The sequence below is a fragment of the Variovorax sp. Root473 genome (assembly GCF_001426505.1).
GTDB lineage: Bacteria > Pseudomonadota > Gammaproteobacteria > Burkholderiales > Burkholderiaceae_C > Variovorax.
In genome coordinates, this window is the sequence record NZ_LMEV01000002.1 from 102,134 (window position 1) to 125,026 (window position 22,893).

The 22,893-nt window shown below is 63.2% G+C and carries 17 protein-coding genes, 1 tRNA gene and 1 pseudogene; 9 read left to right on the forward strand and 10 right to left on the reverse strand.

Features of this window, described 5'->3' with window-relative positions:
• Positions 1–16 precede the first annotated feature (16 nt).
• From ASD34_RS03210 to ASD34_RS03220, 3 genes are read left to right on the forward strand one after another with little or no spacing between them, the layout of a single operon-like run.
• Positions 17–556: a VOC family protein gene (locus ASD34_RS03210; protein ID WP_056572648.1), complete on the forward strand. Its 540-nt coding sequence runs from the start codon at positions 17–19 to the stop codon at positions 554–556.
• Between the two features lie 2 nt (positions 557–558).
• Positions 559–1,827, forward strand: a complete 1,269-nt coding sequence (locus ASD34_RS03215) for a ribulose-bisphosphate carboxylase large subunit family protein (protein WP_056572650.1) — start codon at positions 559–561, stop codon at positions 1,825–1,827.
• Entirely contained in the window at positions 1,824–3,149 is a 1,326-nt protein-coding gene (locus ASD34_RS03220) for a four-carbon acid sugar kinase family protein (protein ID WP_056572652.1), read from the forward strand. The genes ASD34_RS03215 and ASD34_RS03220 overlap by 4 nt, the downstream gene beginning before the upstream one ends.
• 217 nt (positions 3,150–3,366) lie before the next feature.
• Here the strand turns inward: ASD34_RS03220 and ASD34_RS03225 are convergent, their stop codons facing one another.
• Positions 3,367–4,557: a pyridoxal phosphate-dependent aminotransferase gene (locus tag ASD34_RS03225; protein ID WP_235509960.1), complete on the reverse strand. Its 1,191-nt coding sequence runs from the start codon at positions 4,555–4,557 to the stop codon at positions 3,367–3,369.
• 81 nt (positions 4,558–4,638) lie between these two features.
• Here ASD34_RS03225 and ASD34_RS03230 point away from each other — a divergent pair, with 81 nt between their 5' ends.
• Positions 4,639–6,078, forward strand: coding sequence for a PLP-dependent aminotransferase family protein (locus ASD34_RS03230; protein WP_056572657.1), 1,440 nt, complete (start codon positions 4,639–4,641; stop codon positions 6,076–6,078).
• A gap of 178 nt (positions 6,079–6,256) precedes the next feature.
• Here ASD34_RS03230 and ASD34_RS03235 read toward each other — a convergent pair.
• The 7 genes from ASD34_RS03235 to ASD34_RS03265 all read right to left on the reverse strand — a co-directional run bounded on the left by ASD34_RS03235 (position 6,257) and on the right by ASD34_RS03265 (position 11,491).
• Positions 6,257–6,332, reverse strand: a tRNA-Thr gene (locus tag ASD34_RS03235).
• Between the two features lie 55 nt (positions 6,333–6,387).
• On the reverse strand, positions 6,388–6,966 hold the full coding sequence (locus tag ASD34_RS03240) for a ClpXP protease specificity-enhancing factor (RefSeq protein ID WP_056572659.1): 579 nt from the start codon (positions 6,964–6,966) through the stop codon (positions 6,388–6,390).
• 41 nt (positions 6,967–7,007) lie between these two features.
• Positions 7,008–7,619 carry a glutathione S-transferase N-terminal domain-containing protein gene (locus ASD34_RS03245; RefSeq protein ID WP_056572661.1) on the reverse strand — a complete coding sequence of 204 codons (612 nt, stop codon included), beginning with the start codon at positions 7,617–7,619 and terminating at the stop codon, positions 7,008–7,010.
• A gap of 95 nt (positions 7,620–7,714) precedes the next feature.
• A complete protein-coding gene (locus ASD34_RS03250; RefSeq protein WP_056572662.1) occupies positions 7,715–8,491 on the reverse strand; it encodes a cytochrome c1 in 777 nt (258 codons plus the stop codon).
• Between the two features lie 36 nt (positions 8,492–8,527).
• Positions 8,528–9,964, reverse strand: coding sequence for a cytochrome b (locus ASD34_RS03255; RefSeq protein ID WP_056572664.1), 1,437 nt, complete (start codon positions 9,962–9,964; stop codon positions 8,528–8,530).
• Between the two features lie 14 nt (positions 9,965–9,978).
• Positions 9,979–10,596 carry a ubiquinol-cytochrome c reductase iron-sulfur subunit gene (gene petA, locus ASD34_RS03260; protein WP_056572666.1) on the reverse strand — a complete coding sequence of 206 codons (618 nt, stop codon included), beginning with the start codon at positions 10,594–10,596 and terminating at the stop codon, positions 9,979–9,981.
• A gap of 160 nt (positions 10,597–10,756) precedes the next feature.
• Positions 10,757–11,491: a response regulator transcription factor gene (locus ASD34_RS03265; RefSeq protein WP_056572668.1), complete on the reverse strand. Its 735-nt coding sequence runs from the start codon at positions 11,489–11,491 to the stop codon at positions 10,757–10,759.
• A gap of 897 nt (positions 11,492–12,388) precedes the next feature.
• On the opposite strand from ASD34_RS03265, the gene ASD34_RS26955 reads away from it, so the two are divergent.
• Complete coding sequence (locus ASD34_RS26955) at positions 12,389–13,003, forward strand: YjbF family lipoprotein (RefSeq protein ID WP_162248686.1); 615 nt, start codon at positions 12,389–12,391, stop codon at positions 13,001–13,003.
• Complete coding sequence (locus ASD34_RS03275) at positions 13,000–16,056, forward strand: YjbH domain-containing protein (RefSeq protein WP_082548499.1); 3,057 nt, start codon at positions 13,000–13,002, stop codon at positions 16,054–16,056. Before ASD34_RS26955 ends, ASD34_RS03275 begins: the two co-directional genes overlap by 4 nt.
• Before the next feature lie 99 nt (positions 16,057–16,155).
• On the opposite strand, the gene ASD34_RS03280 is transcribed toward ASD34_RS03275, so the two are convergent.
• Positions 16,156–18,159, reverse strand: coding sequence for a polysaccharide biosynthesis protein (locus tag ASD34_RS03280; protein WP_082548486.1), 2,004 nt, complete (start codon positions 18,157–18,159; stop codon positions 16,156–16,158).
• A 441-nt stretch (positions 18,160–18,600) separates the two neighbouring features.
• Here ASD34_RS03280 and ASD34_RS03285 point away from each other — a divergent pair, with 441 nt between their 5' ends.
• From ASD34_RS03285 to ASD34_RS03300, 3 genes and pseudogenes are all read left to right on the forward strand, one after another.
• Positions 18,601–19,035, forward strand: a complete 435-nt coding sequence (locus ASD34_RS03285; RefSeq protein WP_056572674.1) for a low molecular weight protein-tyrosine-phosphatase — start codon at positions 18,601–18,603, stop codon at positions 19,033–19,035.
• Positions 19,032–21,284, forward strand: coding sequence for a polysaccharide biosynthesis tyrosine autokinase (locus ASD34_RS03290; RefSeq protein ID WP_056572676.1), 2,253 nt, complete (start codon positions 19,032–19,034; stop codon positions 21,282–21,284). Before ASD34_RS03285 ends, ASD34_RS03290 begins: the two co-directional genes overlap by 4 nt.
• Positions 21,285–21,412: 128 nt before the next feature.
• Positions 21,413–22,503, forward strand: a pseudogene (locus ASD34_RS03300) (IS3 family transposase).
• 71 nt (positions 22,504–22,574) lie between these two features.
• Here the strand turns inward: ASD34_RS03300 and ASD34_RS03305 are convergent.
• Positions 22,575–22,883, reverse strand: a complete 309-nt coding sequence (locus ASD34_RS03305) for a VanZ family protein (RefSeq protein WP_056573231.1) — start codon at positions 22,881–22,883, stop codon at positions 22,575–22,577.
• Positions 22,884–22,893 lie beyond the last annotated feature (10 nt).

The following is a 22,893-nucleotide window of genomic DNA, read 5'->3' on the forward strand; positions in this document are numbered from 1 at the left end:
ACCGGAGCCAATTGCAATGAGTCGATTCCTCGGCGAGATCCGCCAGCTGGGCTATGTCGTGCACGACATCGAAGCCGCCATGGACTACTGGAGCACCACGCTCGGCGTGGGCCCGTGGTTCTACAACCCCAAGGTGCCCATCAAGAACTACCGCTACAACGGCGAGGCGCACGAACCGCACAACTCGGTGGCGTTGGCCAATTCCGGCTACGTGCAGGTCGAGCTGATCCAGACGCGCAACGACGTGCCCTCGATGTACCGCGACTTCCTCCAAGCGGGGCGTACCGGCCTGCAGCACGTGGCCTACTGGACGGGCGACTACGACGCCGACCTCGCGCGCCTCACCGCTCAAGGTTTCAAGCCGGTAATGAGCGGCGAAGTGGGCGAGCGCGGCCGCTTCATCTACTTCGACACCGAGTACCACCCGGGCACGGTGATCGAGCTCTCCGAAGTGGCGGGGCCGAAGGGCAAGATGTTCGACCTGATCCGTAGCGCCTCCGAAGGCTGGGACGGCAGCGAGCCGGTGCGGCCCTTTCCCGACCTGAGCAAGCTGTGACGATGGCGGCCGAACGCATCCGTGCACGCTATCTCATCGAGACGCCGGTGGAACCGGCGGCCGTCGCCGAGGTGATGGCCGGCGAGCAATCGTGCGGCACCTTCACGCGCGTGGAGGGCGAGACCGATGCGCTGCGAGAACGTGCGCGTGCGACGGTCGAGGCGATCACCGAGCTGGCACCGTCCGAGGTGCCAAGCCTGCCGAATGCGCTGCTCGAACGCAAGGGCACGCGCGGCCCGTGGCGGCGCGCGCATGTCGACATCTCGTTTCCCGTGGCGAACATCGGCGCCAACCTGCCGACGCTCGCGGCAACGGTGTCGGGCAACCTCTACGACCTGGGCGAAGTGACGGGTCTGCGGCTCGAATCGCTCCACGTCCCGGCCGCGTACCGCGCACAGTTCGAGATGCCGCGCGTCGGCATCGCGGGCACGCGGCGCGCCACGGGTGTGGCGAGCGGCGCGCTGGTCGGCACGATCATCAAGCCGAACGTGGGGCTGTCGGCCACAGAGACCGCGGAACTCGTCGGCAGGCTTTGCGCCGCGGGCGTCGATTTCATCAAGGACGACGAGGTCTGCGCCGACCCCGCCCATGCGCCACTCGCAGAGCGCGTCCCCGCCGTGATGGCCGTCGTGCGAGCGCACCAGGAGCGCACCGGCAAGCACGTGATGGTGGCCTTCAACATCACCGACGAAACCGACGCGATGAAGCGGCATGCCGACCTCGTCGAGCGCGAAGGCGGCTCCTGCGTGATGGCCAGCCTCAACTGGTGCGGGCACTCGGGCATCCAGACGCTGCGGCGCCACACCGGCCTTGCGCTGCATGGCCACCGCAACGGCTACGGCGCGCTGTCGCGGCATCCTCTGCTGGGCATCTCGTTCCAGGCGTACCAGACGCTGTGGCGACTGGCGGGTGTGGACCACATGCATGTGCACGGCCTGCAGGGCAAGTTCTCGCAGCCCGACAGCGAAGTCATCGAATCGGCGCGCGACTGCTTCACGCCGCTTACCGATGTGGCGGATGACCGAGTCATGCCCGCCTTCTCGTCGGGCCAATGGGCCGGCACCGTGCCCGCGACCTGGGCCGCCATCGGCAGCGACGACCTGCTCTTCATGGCAGGTGGCGGCATCCTCGCGCATCCCGATGGCGCGGAAGCCGGCGTGACCAGCATCCGCCAGGCCTGGTCGGCCGCGCGCGCGGGCAAGACGCTGCAGGAAGCCGCAACGCACGCGGCCGAACTCGCGCGCGCCCTCGCCTTCTTCGGCAAGCCATGAAGCCAGCTCCCGCCGTCGTCTACTACGGCGACGATTTCACGGGCGCGACCGACACGCTCGGCACCGCGGCCCGCGCTGGCTTGCGCGCCCTGCTGTTCCTGAAGACGCCCGATGCTGCGCGGCTCGGAAGCGTCGGCCCGCTCGACGTGTTGGGCATCGCAGGCGCGGCGCGTGCGATGACACCGGAGCAGATGCAGGTTGAACTGGCACCCGTCGCCGCGCTGTTCCGCGCGCTCGGCGCGCGCGTGCTGCACTACAAGACCTGCTCAACCTTCGACAGCGCACCTCACATCGGCTCGATCGGCGCCGCGGTGCGCGCATTGCACGGCGCGGTCGAACAGCCGTGGACGGCGATCGTCGGCGGGCAACCGAATCTCGGCCGGTATTGCTTGTTCGGCAACCTGTTCGCGGCGGCTGGCGCAGGCGGCGAAGTGTTCCGCATCGATCGGCATCCGACGATGAGCCAGCATCCAGTGACGCCGATGCACGAGGCGGACTTGCGGCTGCACCTGGCCGCACAGGGTCTCGCCGACGTGCACTCCATGCCGCTCACGGCGGCGTCGCAAGGCACTGAGGCACTCGAGGTGGCGCTGCAACGCACGCTTCAGCCCCCCTCACCCGCAACGACACCTGACGCAGTGCTGTTCGACGTGGCTGATGCCGCGCAGCTTGCGACCATCGGGCAGGTGCTATGGGCGCGGGCACAGCGCAACACCTTGCTCGCGGTGGGGCCGAGCAGCGTGGTCGACGCGTTGGCCCCAGCATTGGGCTCGCGCACCGGCGAGTCGACACAGCACGCCGTCACGCCGGCACCGGGGCCTGTGCTGGTGCTTGCCGGAAGCCTGTCGCCTATCACGGCACGGCAGGTTGCCGCCGCACGGTCATTCCATATCTTGTGGCTCGATGCGTCCGCGATGGCGCAGCGGGATGCAGCGACGCTGGAACGTCATGCACGAGACATCGCGAACGAGCTCGCCAGCGGTCAGAACGTTCTGGCCTGCACGCGCCCTAACGATGCGTTGCCGGTCGAGAGCATCGTCGATGCCCAGGCCCTCGCGCGAGCCGGCGGCGAACTGCTGGCCCGCGTGCTGGCGATGATGCCGCTGCGACGCGTGGGCATTGCCGGGGGCGACACATCGAGCCATGCCGTGCAGGCGCTCAACGCCTGGGGGCTTTCGTACGTGGCGGACATCGGCGCCGGCACCTCGTTGTGCCGCGTGCACAGCGAAGACGCCACGCTCGACGGCCTGGAGATCATGCTGAAGGGCGGGCAGATGGGTTCGGACGATGTGTTCGAGCGCTTGGTGCACGGCGCAGCGTAGGCCGGCGTCGAGGTTCCCTTGTGCGAGCGCGCCAAGGTCCGCTTCGGCACAGCCTGACGCGCCGTGCCCGAAGGCCCGTCAGCGCAGCGACTGCGCGCAATGCGCCAACGGCTGGCGCAAGGTGGTGTCCACACGCCGCCGCGAAAGCCCTTGACGGGCAGAGCCGTCGCGCTGGCGTGTCCATCCCGATCCCCGGAGGCATTGCGCACGAGGCACCTCAGACTCCGGCCCCATCGGCACTCCCCTCCACAAGGGCGACCGAGACGCACTCCAGCGCTATGGCCAAGTGCGTGAGCGCCGGCAGCCCGAAACCTAACCGAAACACCCAGGGGTCGTCCTCGAACCACGGGCCCGGCGCCACGCGCGCGCTGAACTTGGTCAACGTCGCGTAGAAACGCTCGATCCCCGCGGCATCGAAAACCTCGCGCTTGAGTCGCACGCAGCATAGTGCTCCGGCATCGGGGCGCACCCATTCGATGAAGGCGCCATGACGCGACACCCAGTTCTCGACGAGTTGCAGATTTTCCGCGAGGAGTTTTCGGCGCTCGCCCAGGATGCGTTCACGCTGCCTGAACACGGCCAGCGCGAGCGCTTCGTCAACCAGCGAACACGAAATCACCGTGCTGAACTTGGCCGTCATCAGCGTCTGGCGCAGCGCGGCGTCACGCGTGATGGCCCAGCCGATGCGCAGACCCGCCGAGCCATGGCATTTGGACAGCGAGGACACCGAGATCACCCGCTCGCCCAGCCTGACTGCGCTCGGCGCTGCGAGGTCGGCGCCGTAGGCCGCCTCGCGGTAGGTCTCGTCGACCACCAGCCACGCCTGAGGCGCGTGGTCGGCCAGCATCGCCACGATCTCGCGCAAGGTCGATGCCGGGATCGCAACGCCTGAGGGGTTCTGCGGCGAGGCCAGGCTCACGACCTTCGTCCTCGGGGATAGCAGATTTCGCAGCGCATCGAGGCTGACCTGGTAGCCGGTGTCGAAGCTCAGCGGCAGCACGCGCGTGGTGGCGCCGACGGCGGCCAGTGCATTGCGTGGCAGCGGAAACACTGGCTCGGTCACGATCGCTTCGTCGCCTGCCTGGCACAAGGTGAACGCGATGAGGAAAAGCGCGTGGGCACCGCCGACCGTGACCACCACGTCGTCAGCGTCGACGCCATGGTCTTTCGCGATTTCCTGGCGAAGTTCGGGACTGCCGGCCGCCGTGCCGTAGTCCAGCGCAAAGTCCGCGCCGTCGCCGAAGGCGCTGTCGAGCAGTTCCGCCAGCCGCACGCTCGGCCCCACGCTTTCGGCAAGGTCGAAGCGGGGCGCCCTGCCGACCAGGGAAATGATCTTGTTGTCTGGAAACCGGGACATGAACTGCTGCTTGATCCGTTGCTGTCGATGGCACCGATATTGCTGTTTCATGCCCGACGATAACAGCCACAATTTTCCGAAATTAGATGCAGTACAGTTGTGCGCAGTGCACCACGCAATCCGGAGTGATCCATGTCGTTTCCCCCTCGATTCCGCTATGAGGAAGTCGCCGATTTCGTCGCCGGCCTGGCCGGCCGCGGCACGCTCAAGCCGGGCACGCGCGCGCCTTCGCTGCGCGAGATCAGCACGCTGCAGCGCACCAGCCTGAGCACTGCGGTGCAGGCCTACCGCCTGCTCGAAGACCGCGGCATTCTTGAGGTCCGGCCGCAGTCGGGCTATTACGTCGCCAAGGCGCCCCCTGCCCTGCCCGTGCCCACGACTGCGCGCCATTCGATCCGGCCGGCCAAGGTGGAGCTGTCGGACCTCATGCTCGACCTGCTCAAGCATGCGTCGGACGACGCCCTCGTGCCGCTGGGCTGCGCCATCCCGAACCAGCGCCTGCTGTCGTCCTCCAAGCTCGACCTCGTGCTGGCCCGCACGGCCCGCGTGAAGGGCAGCCAATGCAACACCTACTCGCCGCCGCACGGCGAGATGGCGCTGCGGCTGGAGATCGCACGCCGCGCGCTGCGCTTCGGGCAGGCGCTTGCGCCCGACGACATCGCCATCACTTGCGGCTGTACGGAGGCATTGGCCTTGGCGCTGGACGCGGTCACGGAGCCCGGCGACACCGTCGCCATCGAGTCGCCGAGCTACTTCGGGCTGCTGCAGGTGCTGCGCGCCAAACGGCTGAAAGTGATCGAACTGCCGACCGACGCAAACACCGGCGTCGACGTCAATGCACTGGGAGACGTCGTCGCCTCGGGCAAGGTACGCGCCTGCGTGCTGGCGTCGAGCTTCAGCAACCCGTTGGGCTGCACGATGCCTGAAGAGAACAAGCGCGCCGTGCTGCGTCTGCTAGCCAGACACGGGGTCGCGCTGATCGAAGACGACGTCTATGGCGACGTCCATTTCGGCGAGGAACGGCCCCTGCCCTTCAGCGCGCTCGACACCCATGACAACGTCATCTATTGCGGCTCGTTCTCGAAGACACTCGCGCCCGGCTACCGCATCGGCTGGATCGTCGCGCGCCGCCACATGGCCCAGGTGCTCGAAACCAAGCTCACCACCAGCCTCGCGACGCCGGTCCTGACCCAGGTGGCGCTCGCCGCCTTCCTGTCGAACGGCGACTACGACCGCCACCTGCGGCGGGTGCGCCGCGAGTTCGCCGACACGCTGGCTCGCATGACGCGAGTGATCGAACAGGCATTCCCCCCAGGCACCAAGGTGTCGAGGCCGGAGGGGAACTTCGTGCTGTGGGTCGAACTGCCCGAGCCCATCGACACGCGGCGGCTCTTCGTGCAGGCGCTGGGAAAAGGCATCTGCTTCGCGCCCGGCGTGGTGTTCTCGGCCACCGGCCAATACGGCCACTGCCTGCGCCTGAGCGGCGGCCACGGCTGGGGTGCGCGCATCGAGAAGGGCCTGCGCACACTTGGCGCCATGGCCGCCCGGGAGCTGCGTCGATCCGAAGTCTGAGATCCGCGGCGAGCCGAAGTGCCATCGGGCGTGCACCAAAGTCGCCCATTGCCGTGCCACCCCTGGCGGCCACCTCCGCTTCAATTCTCGAAGAGCGCCTCTGCTGTTGGCAAAGCGGATGTTCTTCGAGGGAAAAAGAAAAAGCCCGGCCGTCCTTGGACGTTACCGGGCTTTGATTTGGTGCCGCTTGTCGGAATCGAACTGACGACCTTCCGCTTACAAGGCGGGTGCTCTACCAATTGAGCTAAAGCGGCTTAAAAAAGTGCTGGCGCCGATTCTAAGCGGCCGGCTTGGGGGCCGACCGCATCGTCACTTGACGCGTTTGAGCGACGGCCGGGAGCCGCCACCGGCCGGCGGTCGAGGCGGCTCGTCGGTCGGGTCAACCGGCTCCGGGCCAGTGTCGACCGCTTCGTCATCGTCCTCGCCCGTCACCAGATGGAACACCTTGCTGGCGTCGCCTTCGGTACCGCGCGAGGCATCGCGCAGCGGCATGCGCGACGCACTGGCTGGCGACAAAGCCGTCGTGGCCGCATCAGTGCCGCCATCGTCCAACGTGGCAGCCGGCACCGGTGCCGGAAACGCCATGCCCTGGCCGTTCTCACGGGCGTAGATCGCGATCACGCGGCCGACCGGCACGCTGATCTCGCGCGCCGTGCCAGCGAAACGGGCCCTGAACTCGATGAAGTCGTTGCCCAGTTTCAACGAGCTGGTCGCATCGAAGCTGATGTTCAGCACGATCTCGCCGTTCTTCACGTACTCGCGCGGCACCTGGACGGTGTCGTCAACCAGCACCGCGACGTAGGGCGTGAACCCGTTGTCGGTGCACCACTCGTACAGCGCCCGAATGAGGTACGGGCGGGTGGAAGAGGACTCGAGCGCGTTGATCATGAAGGACGGCGAATAACGAGGGAAGCAAGCACGCAGCTTACTTACTTTCGCATGACCTTTTCAGACGGGGTCAGCGCTTCGATGTAGGCCGGGCGCGAGAAGATGCGCTCGGCGTACTTCAGCAGCGGTGCCGCGTTCTTGCTGAGGTCGATGCCGTAGTAATCGAGGCGCCACAGCAGCGGCGCGATGGCCACGTCGAGCATCGAGAAGTTGTCGCCCAGCATGTACTTGTTCTTGAGGAACACGGGGGCGAGCTGCGTGAGGCGGTCGCGGATGTGCGAGCGGGCCTTTTCGATGGCCTTGTCGTTGCCCTTGGTGGTGCGGTTCTCGAGCGTGGCCACATGCACGAACAGTTCCTTCTCGAAGTTGAGCAGGAACAGGCGCACGCGAGCACGGTCGACCGGGTCGCCGGGCATCAGCTGCGGATGCGGGAAGCGCTCGTCGATGTACTCGTTGATGATGTTCGACTCGTACAGGATCAGGTCGCGCTCGACCAGGATCGGCACCTGGCCGTACGGGTTCATCACGCTGATGTCTTCGGGCTTGTTGTAGAGATCGACGTCGCGGATCTCGAAATCCATGCCCTTTTCGAACAACACGAAGCGGCAACGGTGGGAGAAGGGGCAGGTCGTTCCTGAATACAAGACCATCATGGCGAGAGACTCCTAAAAATCAAAAAGAGTGGGTCGCCTGAGCAACCCACTCTGTGGGACCGGGCGCACGAAGCACCCGATCGGCGTGAACGGAATTACTTGACGTCTTTCCAGTACGAGGCGTTCAGTCGCCATACGAAAATCACCGACATGGCCAGGAACAGCAGCACCCAGACGCCGATGCGCACGCGGGTGTTCTGCGCGGGTTCGGCCATCCACTGCAGGTAGCCGACGAGGTCGCCCACTGCGCTGTCGAACTGCACCGGGGTCAGGGTGCCGGGGGTCGTTTGTTCCCACTTGCCCGTGAACACGTCGGTGGCATGGCCATGCTGCTCGACCTTGGCGTGCACCGGCAGGCGCTCGCCCTGCAGTTCCCACAGCGGGTTCGGCATCGCGACGCTCGGGAACAGCAGGTTGTTCCAGCCGGTGGCCTTGGTGTCGTCGCGGTAGAAGCTGCGCAGGAAGGTGTACAGGTAGTCGGGACCCGTGCCACCGTGGCCGGCGCGCGAACGTGCAACCAGCGTCAGGTCGGGCGGCGTGGTGCCGAACCATTCCTTGGCCTGGCGCGCGTCGATGTTGGCCTTCATGGTTTCACCGACCTTGTCCGTCGTGAACAGAAGGTTGTCCTTGATCTGCTGCTCGCTGATGCCGATGTCCTGCAGGCGGTTGTAGCGCATGAAGGCAGCCGAGTGGCAGTTGAGGCAGTAGTTGACGAACAGCTTGGCACCGTTTTGCAGTGCCGCCACATCGGTGGTCTTGTTGGGCGCCTTGTCCCACGCCAGACCGCCGGATTCGGCGGATGCGGCCGCGGAGAAGGTCAGGCCCAGAGCCAGACCCATGACAGCGAGCCAGCCGGAAATTCTTTTCTTCATCGTGTTTCTCTCAAGCTCTCTTGCACTGTGCGCGCATCAATGGGCGGCGAAGACCACGCGCTCGGGCACGGTCTTGAATTCGCCCTTGCGGCTCCACCATGGCATCAGCAGGAAGAAGCCGAAGTAGAAGAGCGTGCCAATCTGCGAGATGGTCTGGGCGATGTCCAGGGCGAACGAGCCGATGACCAGGTTGCCCCAGACGCCGGGCGCCTGGATGCCCAGGTAGCCCAGGATCAGGAAGAAGAACACGAACACGCCATAGACGTACTTGTGCCAGCTCGGGCGGTAGCGGATCGACTTGACTTCGCTGTGGTCGAGCCACGGCAGGAAGAACAGGATGATGACCGAGCCGCCCATGATGACCACGCCCCAGAACTTGGCGTCGAAGGTCTTGAGCAGGAAGATCACGACGGCAGCCACGACGATGGCGGCAATCTTGAGGCCCATGCCCGACTTGCCCTTGACGAAGTTCCAGATGGCGGCCGCCGCGATGATCAGTGCGAACACGTTGACCATGTCGTCGGTCGTGGCGCGCAGCATCGAATAGAACGGGGTGAAGTACCAGACCGGCGCGATGTGGTTCGGCGTCTTCAACGAATCGGCCGGGATGAAGTTGTTGTACTCGAGGAAGTACCCACCGGCTTCGGGCGCGAAGAAGATCACCGCCGAGAAGATCGTGAGGAACACCACCACGCCGAAGATGTCGTGCACCGTGTAGTACGGGTGCGACGGAATACCGTCAAGCGGGTGACCGTCAGGGCCGCGATTGGCCTTGATCTCGATGCCGTCAGGGTTGTTCGAACCCACTTCGTGCAGCGCGATCAGGTGGGCCACCACCAGGCCGAGCAGCACCAGCGGCACGGCGATGACGTGGAAGCTGAAGAATCGGTTCAGCGTGGCGTCGCTCACCACGTAGTCGCCGCGGATCAGCAGGGCCAGGTCAGGACCGATGAACGGAATGGCAGCAAACAGGTTCACGATGACCTGGGCACCCCAGTACGACATCTGGCCCCAGGGCAGCAGGTAGCCCATGAAGGCTTCGGCCATCAGGCACAGAAAGATCGCGCAGCCAAACACCCAGATCAGCTCGCGCGGCTTGCGGTAGCTGCCATACATGAGGCCGCGGAACATGTGCAGGTACACCACGATGAAGAACGCCGAGGCGCCCGTCGAGTGGATGTAGCGGATCAGCCAGCCCCAAGGCACGTCGCGCATGATGTACTCGACCGATGCGAACGCTTGGTTCGCGTCGGGCTTGTAGTGCATCACGAGGAAGATGCCGGTCACGATCTGGATCACGAGGACCAGCATCGCGAGCGAGCCGAAGATGTACCAGAAGTTGAAATTCTTCGGTGCGTAGTACTTGCCCCACTGGTCGTTCCAGAGCTTGGTCAGCGGGAAGCGGTTGTCTACCCAGTTGAGCAGCTTCTCGCCTACGGGGGCGTTGGGGGAAACTTCGTGAAATTCAGCCATGTTCGTGGTCTCCCTCAGGCCTTCTTGGTGTCGTCGCCGATGAGCAGGCGCGTGTCAGACAGGTACATGTGCGGAGGCACAGGGAGGTTGTCAGGAGCGGGCTTGTTCTTGAAGACACGACCGGCGAGGTCGAACGTGGAACCGTGGCAAGGGCAGAGGAAACCGCCTTCCCAATCGTTGGGCAGCGAAGGTTGCGGGCCGGCCTGCAGGCGGTCGACCGGCGAGCAGCCGAGGTGGGTGCAGATGCCGACCACGACCAGCACATCGGGCTTGATCGAACGGTGGCCGTTCTGTGCGTACTTGGGCGTGAATTCGTCGGGATGCCGCTTGGAGAGCGGATCGGCGAGCTGGCCATCGAGCTTGGCAAGTTCAGCGACCTGGTCAGGGCTGCGCTTGAGGATCCAGACCGGCTTGCCGCGCCATTCGACGGTGATTTTCTCGCCGACCTTGAGGGCCGAGATGTCCACTTCGACCGCGGCGCCGGCGGCTTTTGCCTTTTCGGACGGCTGGAATGTGCTCACAAAAGGGATTGCGGTGGCCACGCCGCCCGCTACGCCGGCACAGCTGGATGCGATCAACCACGTCCGCTTGCTTGTGTCGATCCGGGGCGAGCCGGAGGTCATGTCACTCATGGGGATCCTCTAAGTCTTCTTCGCTGGAGCAGGGGCTGACCTTTGCCACAGCAAGGTCAACCCGAGATTGTAGCGGGGCGCAAAAGGGTTTTTCAACGTTTGCGGCGCGCGTGCGCGTCGCCGCAGCACGTGCGCGACAGCGCGCAGCGTCCCTTGACGCTCAACTCAGCAGGCCGTATTGGGTCGCCTGCCGAACAGCCTGGGTTCGCGATTTGACCGCGAGCTTGCGGTAGATCCGCTTGGCGTGGAACTCGACCGTGTTGATCGAAAGGCTGATCGCCTCGGCAATCTGTCGGTTGCTCCAGCCTTGTGCGATCAGCCGCAGCACATTGAGCTCCCGAGGTGACAGCAGCCCGGGAGCAGGCATCGGGGGCGAGACCGTGTCGCCGTCGCGCAGCGCGGACTCGACACCCTCCGGTTTCGCCGACGCCGCAATCAAGCCGAGGACGCGGCGCGCCACGCGCGCATCGATCGGCGACCCGCCGCGCTCGATGGAGCGCAGCAGGAAAGACAGTTCTGCGTCATCGGCGCTGGTGAGCAGGTAGCCAGACGCTCCCGATGAGATCGCGGCCTCGACCAGCAGGCGGTCGTCGTCCTTTGACATCGCGATGGCATCGATGTGCGGATGAGCGCGCCGCAGGTGGGACAGAAGCGACACACCGCCGCCCTCGGACAGGTGCATGTCGATCAACACCAAATCGTAAGGCAGCGCTGCGAGCAGATGGATCGCTTCGGCGTGCGTGGAGGCGACCACGACACGGCGGCCGGGCGCCAAGCCGCAAAGGAGGCGTCGCATGCGGTCGGCCAAGGCCAGATCACCCTCGACGATCAACGCACCGAAGAAAGCACTGCCCAAGGCGGCGTATCGCCCGGCGAGTGCTGGCACGACACCCATGCCATCTGCTGCGCGCCCGCAAACTCGCGCACCTTCAAATCCCTCGACCTCAGACAATCGAACCACGCATATCCCCTTGTTGGCCCCACGGCCTACCTTGAATGTCAACTTTCGTTTCGACCACTGCAGGAACGATGCCCGGCCGTCGGCAACGCAGCCAATCCCACCCCCTTTCGATCAGATCGTTGATTTCATTGAGGAAACACGGCAGCATCTGCGGAAGTCGTCCTGAACGAACGGCATCAAAGCGGCTACCGTTACGGTGGCGCCAAGCCGAACGTTACGTAGCATTGAGATACACATACCCGCATCACATTCCTCGGCGAGAATGGCGGCAATATGCGGTTACAAGGACGCTGTGGCAAACGCCTCATCCCCCCGGCCGAATTAGTTGCGACACACTTCTGATGCTGCTAACCTCGGCCCAAGAGCATAAAAACCCTTTGAGAGGATTACCGTGAAGATGAACAAACTGGTTGCTACCGTCGCCCTTGCCACCCTGGCAATCTCGTCGGCGTTTGCCCAAACGCAGGCTACCCCTGCGCCGGCAAGCAATAACAACACCGCAGCACCTGGCCCTGCCGGCGCTCCGAATGCAACCGCTGGCGGTGTGGGCGGCCTGACGCCCGCTCAGTGGGGCGCTGTGGCAGGTACTGGTGTGCTGATGCTGGCTCTCGGTAGCAGCAACAACGGCAACGGCGGCGGCGGCTTCTTCGTCCCGGGCACCGGCACCACCGGCACGGGCACCACCGGCACGCGTTAATGCTGGTTGCCCTCCTGAAAGGGGGGCACTCGCTGAAAAGTCCGCGCGTTGCTTCCGCCACGCGACTCTTAGAACGTTGCCTTTTGGCAACGTTTTTCTTGGGCGTTGGCGGTTGCTCCTCTGGAACTTCAGCCATGCTGGATTCTGCTCGGCTGCTTTATGGCGGCGAGCAGGTAGCCCAGCCCAATTTCAATCCCAGCTTTCGTTATCTGCGGACCAACGTCAATGGGCGCGTCCTTTTCATGGTGCTTGGTTACATCGACCAGCGCACCGAAGGGCCTGTCGAAGTTTGGTACAGCGGCTCGGGTGAAGTTGTCCGGCTCCTGAATGGCCAACTGGTTGGCACAACCGGCCTGTCCCTCGACTGGCGCGATGTTCGACTCGCCAACCCGCCGGCTTGGCAAGCTCATACGAGCAGCCCTACGCAGACTTATGTTCGAGAGCGCGACCTGATGCCGGGATATCGCTTTGGCATTCGCGACGACATCGCGCGCATGCCCATCACCGCTCCCACAGACAGCGCCCTGGCCGGTGTGCCCGCAAACTCCTTGCGCTGGTACGAAGAACGCAGCGTGTCCCGCCCTGCGACCGCCTCGATTCCTCCCGCGCGCTTCGGCGTTTCTTTTGCATCTGGCACCCCTCAGGTCGTGTATTCGGAGCAATGTATTTCCCGCGACCTCTGCATGAGCTTCGAACAGTGGACACCTCCCACACCAGCAGCCAATACTCCGGCGCGCGCTGGTACATGAGCACCGGCTTCCTGCGAGGCATCAGCCCCCAGCATTGGCCCCGTCGAACGGCCCTTGCCTGCGCGCTGATGGCGAGTCTTGGTGCACTGGCAGAGCCTTCGCAAGCTACCGCAACGGTCGAACCGGCAAATGACGCAGAAGTGCGACCTGGCGAGCGACTGAGCACCTGGTTACTGCGTCAGCCAGAGGACACAGCGGCACCGGGGCTGGCATGGCGCGTGCCGCAGGAGCGCCTGGCTCAACAGTTTCTGAAGAACACCCTGCTCGTGCGCCTTGAGGCCGCCAGCAGGCGCGCACCACGCTCAGAGCAACTCGATCGCCTGAAGCTCATCACGTGGTTGCAGAATCTGCCCGTGACTGGCCGAGTCGCATTGGGCATCGTGGATCCCCGCTGGTTGCAGGCGCACCCAGACCAAGATCCCGTGCTGTCGGCCGGACAGCAACTTGTTGCGCCCTCCCCTCAGCTGAAAACCATCGCGGTCCTCCAGCCCAATGGCGAGTTGTGCCATGTGGCGCACGAAGCCGGTCGGACCGTCTGGGACTACGTTCTCGCCTGCGCTCCCGACAGGCCTCACGATTGGGCTTGGGTCGCGCAGCCTGACGGCCGGACATCACGGGTGGGCATTGCCCCCTGGAACGGGCACCCCTCCGATGAACCAGCGCCCGGCGCATGGATCTGGGCAGCGCCTCGGGGCACGACCGAACTGGTCGATGCGTCAGAAGGCATCATCAAGTTCCTGGCAACTCAGGGCCCCTCGCCTCAGACAGCGACGCTGCGCACCAGCACCGCAGCCCTTGCGCCAGCGAAACCTGTTACGGCCTCCGCCACCACGTCACCTGCTCTGCCGCCGGTACCGCCGGAAAGCATCATCTCCGTGCGCTCTGATGCTTCAGCGCCTCAGTACAAGGCACCCCGCGCGAGCAGCAACGATTGGGGCGAAACCGGTCTTCTCCAGACCCCTACGGCACGCATGGGCGAGGCCGGCGACTTCCGCACATCAATCAGCCATGTGTCTCCCTATACGCGGTTGAACGTGATGTTCCAACCGCTGGATTGGATGGAAGCCGGCTTTCGCTATACCTCCATCAGCAATCGCGCGTACGCCGCGAGCACCACCGGCCAGAGCAACAAGGACAAGAGCATCGACGTGAAGCTGCGGCTGCTGCGCGAGTCTGCCTATGTGCCTCAGGTTGCGCTGGGCTTTCGCGACCTTGGCGGTACCGGCCTCTTTTCGGCGGAATACCTGGTTGCGAATAAGCGCTACGGCGATCTCGACTTCAGCCTCGGCATCGGTTGGGGGTATCTGGGCAACAGCGGGAACATCCGCAACCCTTTACTGGCCCTGAGCAATCGCTTCAGAACGCGCACCGTGAGCTCCGCAACGGGCGGTGAAGCGAACTTCAAAGCCTTCTTCCGAGGTCCAGCCTCCTTGTTCGGTGGCGTCGAATGGCGCACACCCTGGGAGCCGCTGACGGTCAAGCTCGAGTACGAAGGCAACAACTACAAGAACGAGCCTCAGCAGAACAACCAGGTTCAGCGCTCGCCGTTCAACATCGGATTGGAATATCGCTACTCACCCGGCGTCGCTTTCACCGCTGGGCTGGAACGCGGCAACAAAGTGATGGTGGGCCTGACGCTGTCCACCAACATGGCGAACATGCGAGCCAGCAAGCCCGCAGATCCGCCGCCGCCCCGCTTCACACCAGAGGCTTCGGCCAATCCGCCCGGCTGGGCCGCTACCGCGGCGGAGATCCAGGCGCGGACCGAGTGGACCGTGCAGCGCATCGCGCCGCAAGGCGACAGCGCGCACGTCTGGATCACCGAAAGCCACACCGTGTACCGCGAGGCTCGCGTGCAGCAGGTCATTGCCGTCATGCATCGCGATGCACCAGCGTCGATCAAGCGCTTCATCCTTCACTACAACGAGCGCGGCCTGGCGCTGCACACGCAGGTTGTCGAACGCAGCGAATGGGTGACGGCACACTACCAGGCACAGACACCGGCTGAATTGCGCGCCACGGACCAGCGTGACTACGCCCCGCCGCGGGGACGGACCGAAGATGGGCTCTACGCACCATCGCTGCCACTGCGCGCCCCGGAGGATGCAACAGTCGCCACGTCGCCCGGCGACACGCAGGCCATGGCCCCCTGGGAACGGCGAACCGAGAAATTCACCTTCGGCCTGACCCCAAGCTTCTCGCAGATCCTCGGCGGCCCCGACGCGTTCCTGCTCTATCAACTCGGCGTCTCTGCCACCGCGGAATATCGCTTCACACCGAGCACCTGGGTGAACGCCGCGCTGAACTGGCGCCTGCTCGACAACTTCGACAAGTTCACCTATACAGCGCCCAGCAACCTCCCGCGCGTGCGAACCTACCAGCGGGAGTACGCAACGACCAAGCGGTTGACCATGCCGGTGTTTCAGCTCACCCATGTGGGCCGGCTTAATGAAGACCAGTACTACAGCGTCTATGGCGGCGCCCTTGAGTCGATGTTCGCCGGCGTGGGAGCCGAGTGGCTCTATCGCCCGTGGCGCAGCAAATTCGCCTTCGGCATCGACGTGAACCACGTGCGCCAGCGAGACTTCGCCCAAGACCTGGGTCTGCGCGACTACAAGGTCAACACCGGCCACGCCACGCTCTATTGGGACACTGGCTGGAACGGCGTGCAGGCCAGGATCAGCGCAGGCCAGTACCTGGCAGGCGATCGCGGGGTCACGCTCGACATCAGCCGTCGCTTCGACAATGGCGTGACGATCGGCGCCTGGGCCACCAAGACCAACGTTTCCGCGGCACAGTTCGGCGAAGGCAGCTTCGACAAGGGCATCTATGTCTCCATCCCGTTCGACGCACTGCTACCACGTTCGAGCAAGTTCACTGCGAACTTTGCCTGGGCGCCGCTGATCCGCGACGGTGGCGCAAAGCTGGGGCGGATCAACCCGTTGTTCGAGATGACCTCCATACGGGATCCGAAGGCCTTCAGCTTCTCACCACCCGACGACAAGGCACCGAAGGCGGGAGACAACATCCTCGACTTCAAGCGAGCGCAGTAGGCGTCGCCAGCAGAAAACAAAAGAGCCCCGATGAGGGGCTCTTTGGCTTTCAGTAGTGCCCCGGTCGGGGCGAGAAAAGAACGCTGCGGCTCTATCGAATCAGATTGCCACCGCAATCTGACTTGGCGCGGATGGCTGATCGACCTCGCCCACCTGCGCAACGCCGACGGGCTCTGCGAGCGGCTGAGCCCTGTCACGCACGCGGTGACGCTCCATATGCACCCAATCCACCACCTCCGCATGAGGCCGATAGCCGGGCAGCATCTGCGTCAGCGTCCGCTTCAGCATGGGCACATTGCTGCTTTCGAGTGCTGCGTTCAGCGTCTCGAACTGGCGCCAGAGTTCATTCCACGGCAGGCAGGGATCGTGCGCCTTCATGACACGAGGATGCGCCGTAGGCATCGCGCTGTCACCAATCAGGAGCTCTTCATAGAGCTTCTCTCCGGGCCGCAACCCGGTCACCTGCAGCTCGATATCGCCATCCGGCGAGTCCTCGTCGCGGACCGTGCGCCCTGAAAGCTCCACCAGCCGGCGGGCCAGGTCCATGATCCTCACCGGCTCACCCATGTCGAGCACGAACACATCGCCTCCCTGAGCCATTGCGCCCGCCTGGATCACCAGTTGAGCAGCCTCGGGAATGGTCATGAAATAACGCGTGATGTCCGCATGCGTGAGCGTGATCGGGCCGCCCGCTTCGATCTGTTTGCGAAACAAGGGCACCACCGAACCGCTTGAGCCCAACACGTTGCCGAAACGGACCATCGAGAAGCAAGTGTCTGAACTCTGCTGAGCCAGTCCCTGCAACGCCATTTCGGCGACCCGCTTGCTGGCCCCCATGATGTTCGTCGGTCGCACGGCTTTGTCAGTACTGATCAGGACAAAGTTGGGAACCTTGCACTCCATGGCGATCCGCGCCGTCGTGAGCGTGCCCACTGCGTTGTTTCTCACACCCTCTGTCGGGTTGTGCTCAACCAAGGGCACATGCTTGTACGCCGCTGCGTGGTACACCGTGTCAGGACGCCAGGCGCGCATCACTTCGCGCAGCCGCGCCGCATCGCATACCGATGCAAGCAGTGGAACAACACGCACGTTGGGCGCCAGTTGCTCCAGCTCCTGATGAACGGCATAGAGCGCGTACTCGCTCAGCTCCACAAGCAGCAACGTGGAAGGAGACAGTTGAACGATCTGCCGACACAGCTCACTGCCGATGGAACCACCAGCACCAGTGACCAGCACTGATTTGCCGCGAATGTGCCTGTGCAACAGGTCCGCCACCGGCTCAACCGGATCCCGGCCCAGCAAGTCCTCGATATCGACCTCGACCAGGTCGTTCACCTGCACCTTGCCATTGGCCAGATCGAGAAGCCCCGGAAGCATTCGTACGTGCAGATGCAATGGCAACAGTTGGTTCAGGATTTCGACACGACGCCCGTGGCTGGCCGAAGGCATCGCAAGCAGGACATCCGTAATGCCCCGACCGGCAGCATTGTCCTTGAGCCATTCCGAAGATCGGATGCGCAGACCGTTGATCGTGTTGCCCTGGAGGTGCGGGCTGTCATCGACAAAAGCGCGGACCACCATGTCCCGGCTTTGGGCCAAGGCCGCGGCTAACTGCAAGCCGGCACTTCCCGCGCCGTAGATCACGACCTGAGGCAGTTGCTTGCGCTGCAACGCGCTCATGTAGAGGCCGCCCAGCCAATAGCGCGCAAACATGCGCGAGCCAGCGATGGCCAGAAACAAGAGCAAGGGCACCAGCAGGCCCACCGTGCGTGGCACCCCTCGCACGCCGACGACCGAAAAGATCAACACGTAGCCGAGACCAAACAACGCGCATGCGCGCACGATGGCCATGACGGCAGCCGTACCGGCATATCGAAAGATGGCCCGATAGAGACCAAACACCACGAAGAGCGGGAGCGCGAGCGCAACAGCTACCGCGACAGCCGACCACTGAACGCCGCGCAGTGCCATCCATTGCTCGAAGCGAAAACTGAACGCCAACCAGACGCATAGCACGCACAGCGCTGCGTCGACGCCCAGAGCCAGCATTCGCTTCATGGGACGCGGCAAGGCAAGCAAGGGCGTAGCCAGACGATTGATCACACTGAAAACTCCTGCGGCACCTGGAGTGCGCCGCGCTGCAACAATTGTCTGTGAAGGGTACCCATCCCCTCCCCCCAATTCAGGGGATTCGCGACACTCACATTGTCATTTTTTGTATCTTTTGCATCGACATGACTTTAGCCATGGGGCGCGCGGCAGCTCGCCCGACGCTCCTCGGGAGGCGATGACCCATTCGAAGCGGAAACGCTGCCTACTTGGTGAGATTGCCAGGGCAGGAGACCCTAGGCACCCTGACTACAATGCCAAGCGCGTGCCGGCCTTTGCCCCGTTGCCAGATGGCGCAACCCAACGCTGAAGACTAAGAATAAATGGCGAGGAATTTCCATATGACATTTGATTCATGCAGCATATGAAGAACGCGACACGCAGTACGTCGAGTCAGACAGCAGAGGCGCGAGTCTTTGCAAGGAACCAAGCCGCATGAAATCCGTTCTGGTGGTGTGTATCGGCAATATCTGCCGTAGCCCCATGGGGGAAGCACTGCTTGCCGCAGCCTTGCCTCAAATTCAAGTCACGTCTGCCGGAACGGGCGCTCTGGTCGGCCATCCCGCAGATCCGATTGCGCGCAAGCTGATGGTCGAACGCGGCCTCGACATCGAAGCGCATCGGGCACGGCAGCTCACCGGGCTCATGTGCCAGCAGGCCGACCTCATCCTTGCGATGGACGAAGCACAGCGACTGCATATTAGCCAACGCCACCCACTCACCCGTGGCAAGCTATTTCGGCTCGGCGAAGTCGCACGCACGGACATCCCTGACCCTTACCGCATGGGCCACCTGGCCTTTGAGCACGCCCTGCAACTTATCGCCGACGGCGCCCAAGCCTGGGCTGAACGCATCCGCAAACTCTCATGACTCCTTCTGCCTCCACTTCGGTTCCTTCCGCAGCACTCGCGCGCGACGATGAGGACGATGCGATTCATCTGTCCGAGTACTTCGATATCTTGCTTGACCGAAAGTGGTTGGTGGCGGGCATTACCGCAGTCGCTCTCGTCATCGGTACGGCTTATGCGCTCCTAGCCACACCGATCTATCGATCCAACCTCTTGATACAGGTTGAAGATTCCGCTCCAGACGCCAAGAACTTTCTTGGTGACACTGCAAACCTCTTCGAGGTGAAGACCCCAGCCACGGGCGAGATTCAGATCATTCGTTCACGACTGGTCATTGGAGGCGCCATTGAGGCAAAGCAGCTGTACATCGATGCGCAGCCCAGGTATTTGCCGTTCGTCGGCGAATGGCTCTCCAGGCGTGCCAAAGAACTGTCGAGCCCAGGCTTTCTTGGCACGGGAGGCTACGTTTCTGGCACCGAAGCGGTCAACATTGCCAAGTTCGACGTGCCTTCCACGTTCGAAGACCAGAAGCCCTTCACGATCACCGCGCTGGCCGGTGGCCAATACACGCTGAGCCATCCTGATCTTGCCGAACCATTGACTGGCACCGTCGGCAAGGTCTTCAACCAGCAGGTTCCTGAAGGAATCATCACCTTGGTGGTATCGCGACTCGACGGTAAACCCGGGGCTGAATTTCTGGTCTCGCGCGCATCGTTGCTCACCACGATCGAAGATCTGCAGAAGCGTCTCCAATTGGGAGAGCAGGGCAAGCAGTCAAACGTGATCAGTGTTTCGCTTGAAGATAGCGACCGCGATCGCCTCCGGAACACACTCAATGAGATCGGCGCACAGTACGTTCGCCAGAATGTTGAACGCAAAGCTGCCGAAGCGGAAAAGACCATTGAGTTTCTTGATAAACAATTGCCCGAGTTCAAGCAGCAGCTCGAAGACTCGGAAGACGCCTACGCACGCTTTCGCAACCAGAACGGCACGGTCGCTTTCGATGAAGAGGCCAAGGCCGCTCTGACCCTGTCAGTGCAGTTGCAGACCAAGCTGTTGGAATCCCAACAGCTGCGACGCGAACTACTCTCGCGTTTCACCGAGAGCAACCCCAAGGTCCAGATGATCGACGGTCAGATCGCGGCCATTCGCCATGAGATTGAGGGCCTCGAGACCCGTGTAAGCGCCATGCCGGCCGTTCAACGTGACGCCCTGCGGCTTGAGCGCGATGTGCGCGTCAATGGCGAACTCTACAAGTCGCTACTTAATAGTTCACTGCAGTTGCGCCTTGTAAAGGAAGGCAAGATCGGCAACGTGCGACTGCTTGATACTGCAGTCGAACCCAAGAAGGCGGTCAAGCCGCAGAAGTCCTTCGTTGTTGCACTCTCTCTGGTGCTCGGGTTGTTGACCGGCGTGGCATTTGCCATTATCCGCAGCAAACTCTCGAGTGGCATCCAGAACCCTCAAGAAATCGAGGATCGCCTCGGCCTCAACGTTTATTCCGTCGTGCCGCTGGCCCTTGAGCAGGAAACGATTCTGGAGCATATTGCAGGCGGCGCGAAGGGCGTGCAGTTGCTGGCAGTGACTTCTCCCGAGAGCCTTGCCGTCGAAAGTTTACGCAATCTCCGTGTATCCCTGCAGCTAACGTTGATGGAGACCGGCAACAACCGCGTGCTCATCACCGGCGCAACGCCTGGCGTCGGCAAGAGCTTCGTCTCGGGGAATTTTGCTGTCATCATGGCGCAAGCCGGCAAGCGCGTGCTGCTGATTGATGCCGACTTGCGCAAGGGTCACCTTCAAAAGGCCTTTGGCCTGCCACGCAAGGGTGGGTTGGCGGAGGTGCTGGCAGGCGACATGACGCCCGAGCAGGCGATCCATGAGCAGGTGATCCCGAATCTCGACGTGCTGACGACTGGTGCCTACCCGTTCAATCCTGCGAACATGATGCTGTCGTCCGCACTCGGCGAACTGTTGAACGATTTCTCGGAGCGCTACGACCTGGTAGTAATCGACAGCCCGCCAGTGCTGGTGGCGGCCGACGCTGCAGCAGTCGCCGCACATGCAGGCGCCGTGCTACTTGTCGCCCGTGACAACCTGACTCAATTGGGTGAACTCAACGAGAGCATCAAGCGGCTTGCGCATGCAGGCCAGCAAGTCAACGGCGTGGTCTTCAACGGCATGGACCTGTCGCGCCGGCACTATGGCAGTTATGGCTACAAGTACGGCGGCTATCGGTACACCGAGTACAAGTACAAGGAAGAGGCAGCTTAACAGCATCTGGGAAGCGGGGCCCTCTCCGCTTCTTCGTGTTCGACGACTTGGTGACTCTAGTGGTGACCTGCCCGGTTTCTCCGAGACATTGATTTCTAGGAAGATGGCTCCCGCCCGAAGAGGAGCCCATGAAGAAGAGTCGATTTTCAGAAGAGCAAATGGTCACGATCCTGCGCGAAGCAGATCGCACGACGGTGGCCGAGGCCGCCAAGAAGCACAAGGTCAGCGAAGCCACCATCTATGCTTGGCGCAAACACTTCGGCCAGATGGAAGTCGCCGACGTCAAGCGCCTGAAGGCCCTGGAGCTTGAGAACAGCCGATTGAAGAAGCTCCTTGCCGAGAGAGACCTGGACCTCGAGATCCTCAAGGAGATCAACGCAAAAAAATGGTGAGCCCGCTCGCTCGGCGTGAGCAACTGGCCTTCGTGCGCGCACGGTGCTTGAGTCTGCGGACTCATCGGCATGTCACGCGCCACGCCCAGCTACGAGCTGCGCCTGCCTGCCAAGGATGCGCCGGTGCTCGCGGCGATGAAGGAACTCTCGGCCCAATATCCGCGCTACGGCTACCGCCGCATTCGCGTGTTCCTGCGTCGCAAGGGCTTCGAGCTGAGTTGGTCTCGCACGCACAGGCTGTGGCGTCAGGCGGGCCTGCTGGTGCCCCGCAAGCGGCCACGCAAGCGCATCGCCTCGGTGCGCCCGCGCATCCACACGCCGTTCAAGGCCAACATGGTCTGGGCCTATGACTTCGTCTTCGACACCACGGCCAGTGGTCAGCAGATCAAGTGCCTGACCGTGGTGGATGAATACACCCGCGAGTGCTTGGCCATCGATGTGGCTGGGGCCATTCGCTCCAAGCGCGTCATCGAGGTGTTGTCGCGCCTAGTGAGCCTGCACGGGGCGCCGCTGTTCATGCGTTCGGACAACGGCCCGAGTTCGTCAGCCAGGCCATCCTGGAGTGGATCTCAGGCTCGGGCATTGCCACAGTGCTCAACGATCCCGGCAAGCCTTGGCAGAACGGAACCGACGAGAGCTTCAACGGCAAGTTCCGCGACGAGTGCCTGTCCATCGAGTGGTTCCGTTCGCGCCGCGAAGCCGCTGTCCTGATCGAAGCCTGGTGCAACCACTACGACGAGGTACGTCCCCACAGCAGCCTGCAATACTTGACCCCGGCGGAGTTCAAACTCGAACTCCGCAAAGAACTGCAACCCGCCGTCTTCTAGGAAAAACTGTCTCGATTAAACCGAGCAGGTCAGTGGTAATTAGCGACGAATCGCTCCAGCACCGATATCAACTAAGACGAACGGACAACCACCAATCGTTGCACCATTGAGGCGAGAACCGCGCCGATCAACAGCCCCGCGCCATCTGCCCATAGATCGCTCCATTCGGCCAAACGATCCGGCGTAAGCGATTGCAGTATTTCGATGAGTGCCCCATAGCCGAGCAGCGCCAGCAGCGTCCTCGGTATCTGAGCAGGCCACGCCCAATGCGCAAGGAACGCCAGCATCGCAAAGCCCAGCGCGTGATTCCCCTTATCCCAGCCTGTGCCCGGTGGCGAAAGAGACACGGGCATCAAGCTCAGTGCCAGCAGCGCAAGCATGGCGATGGCT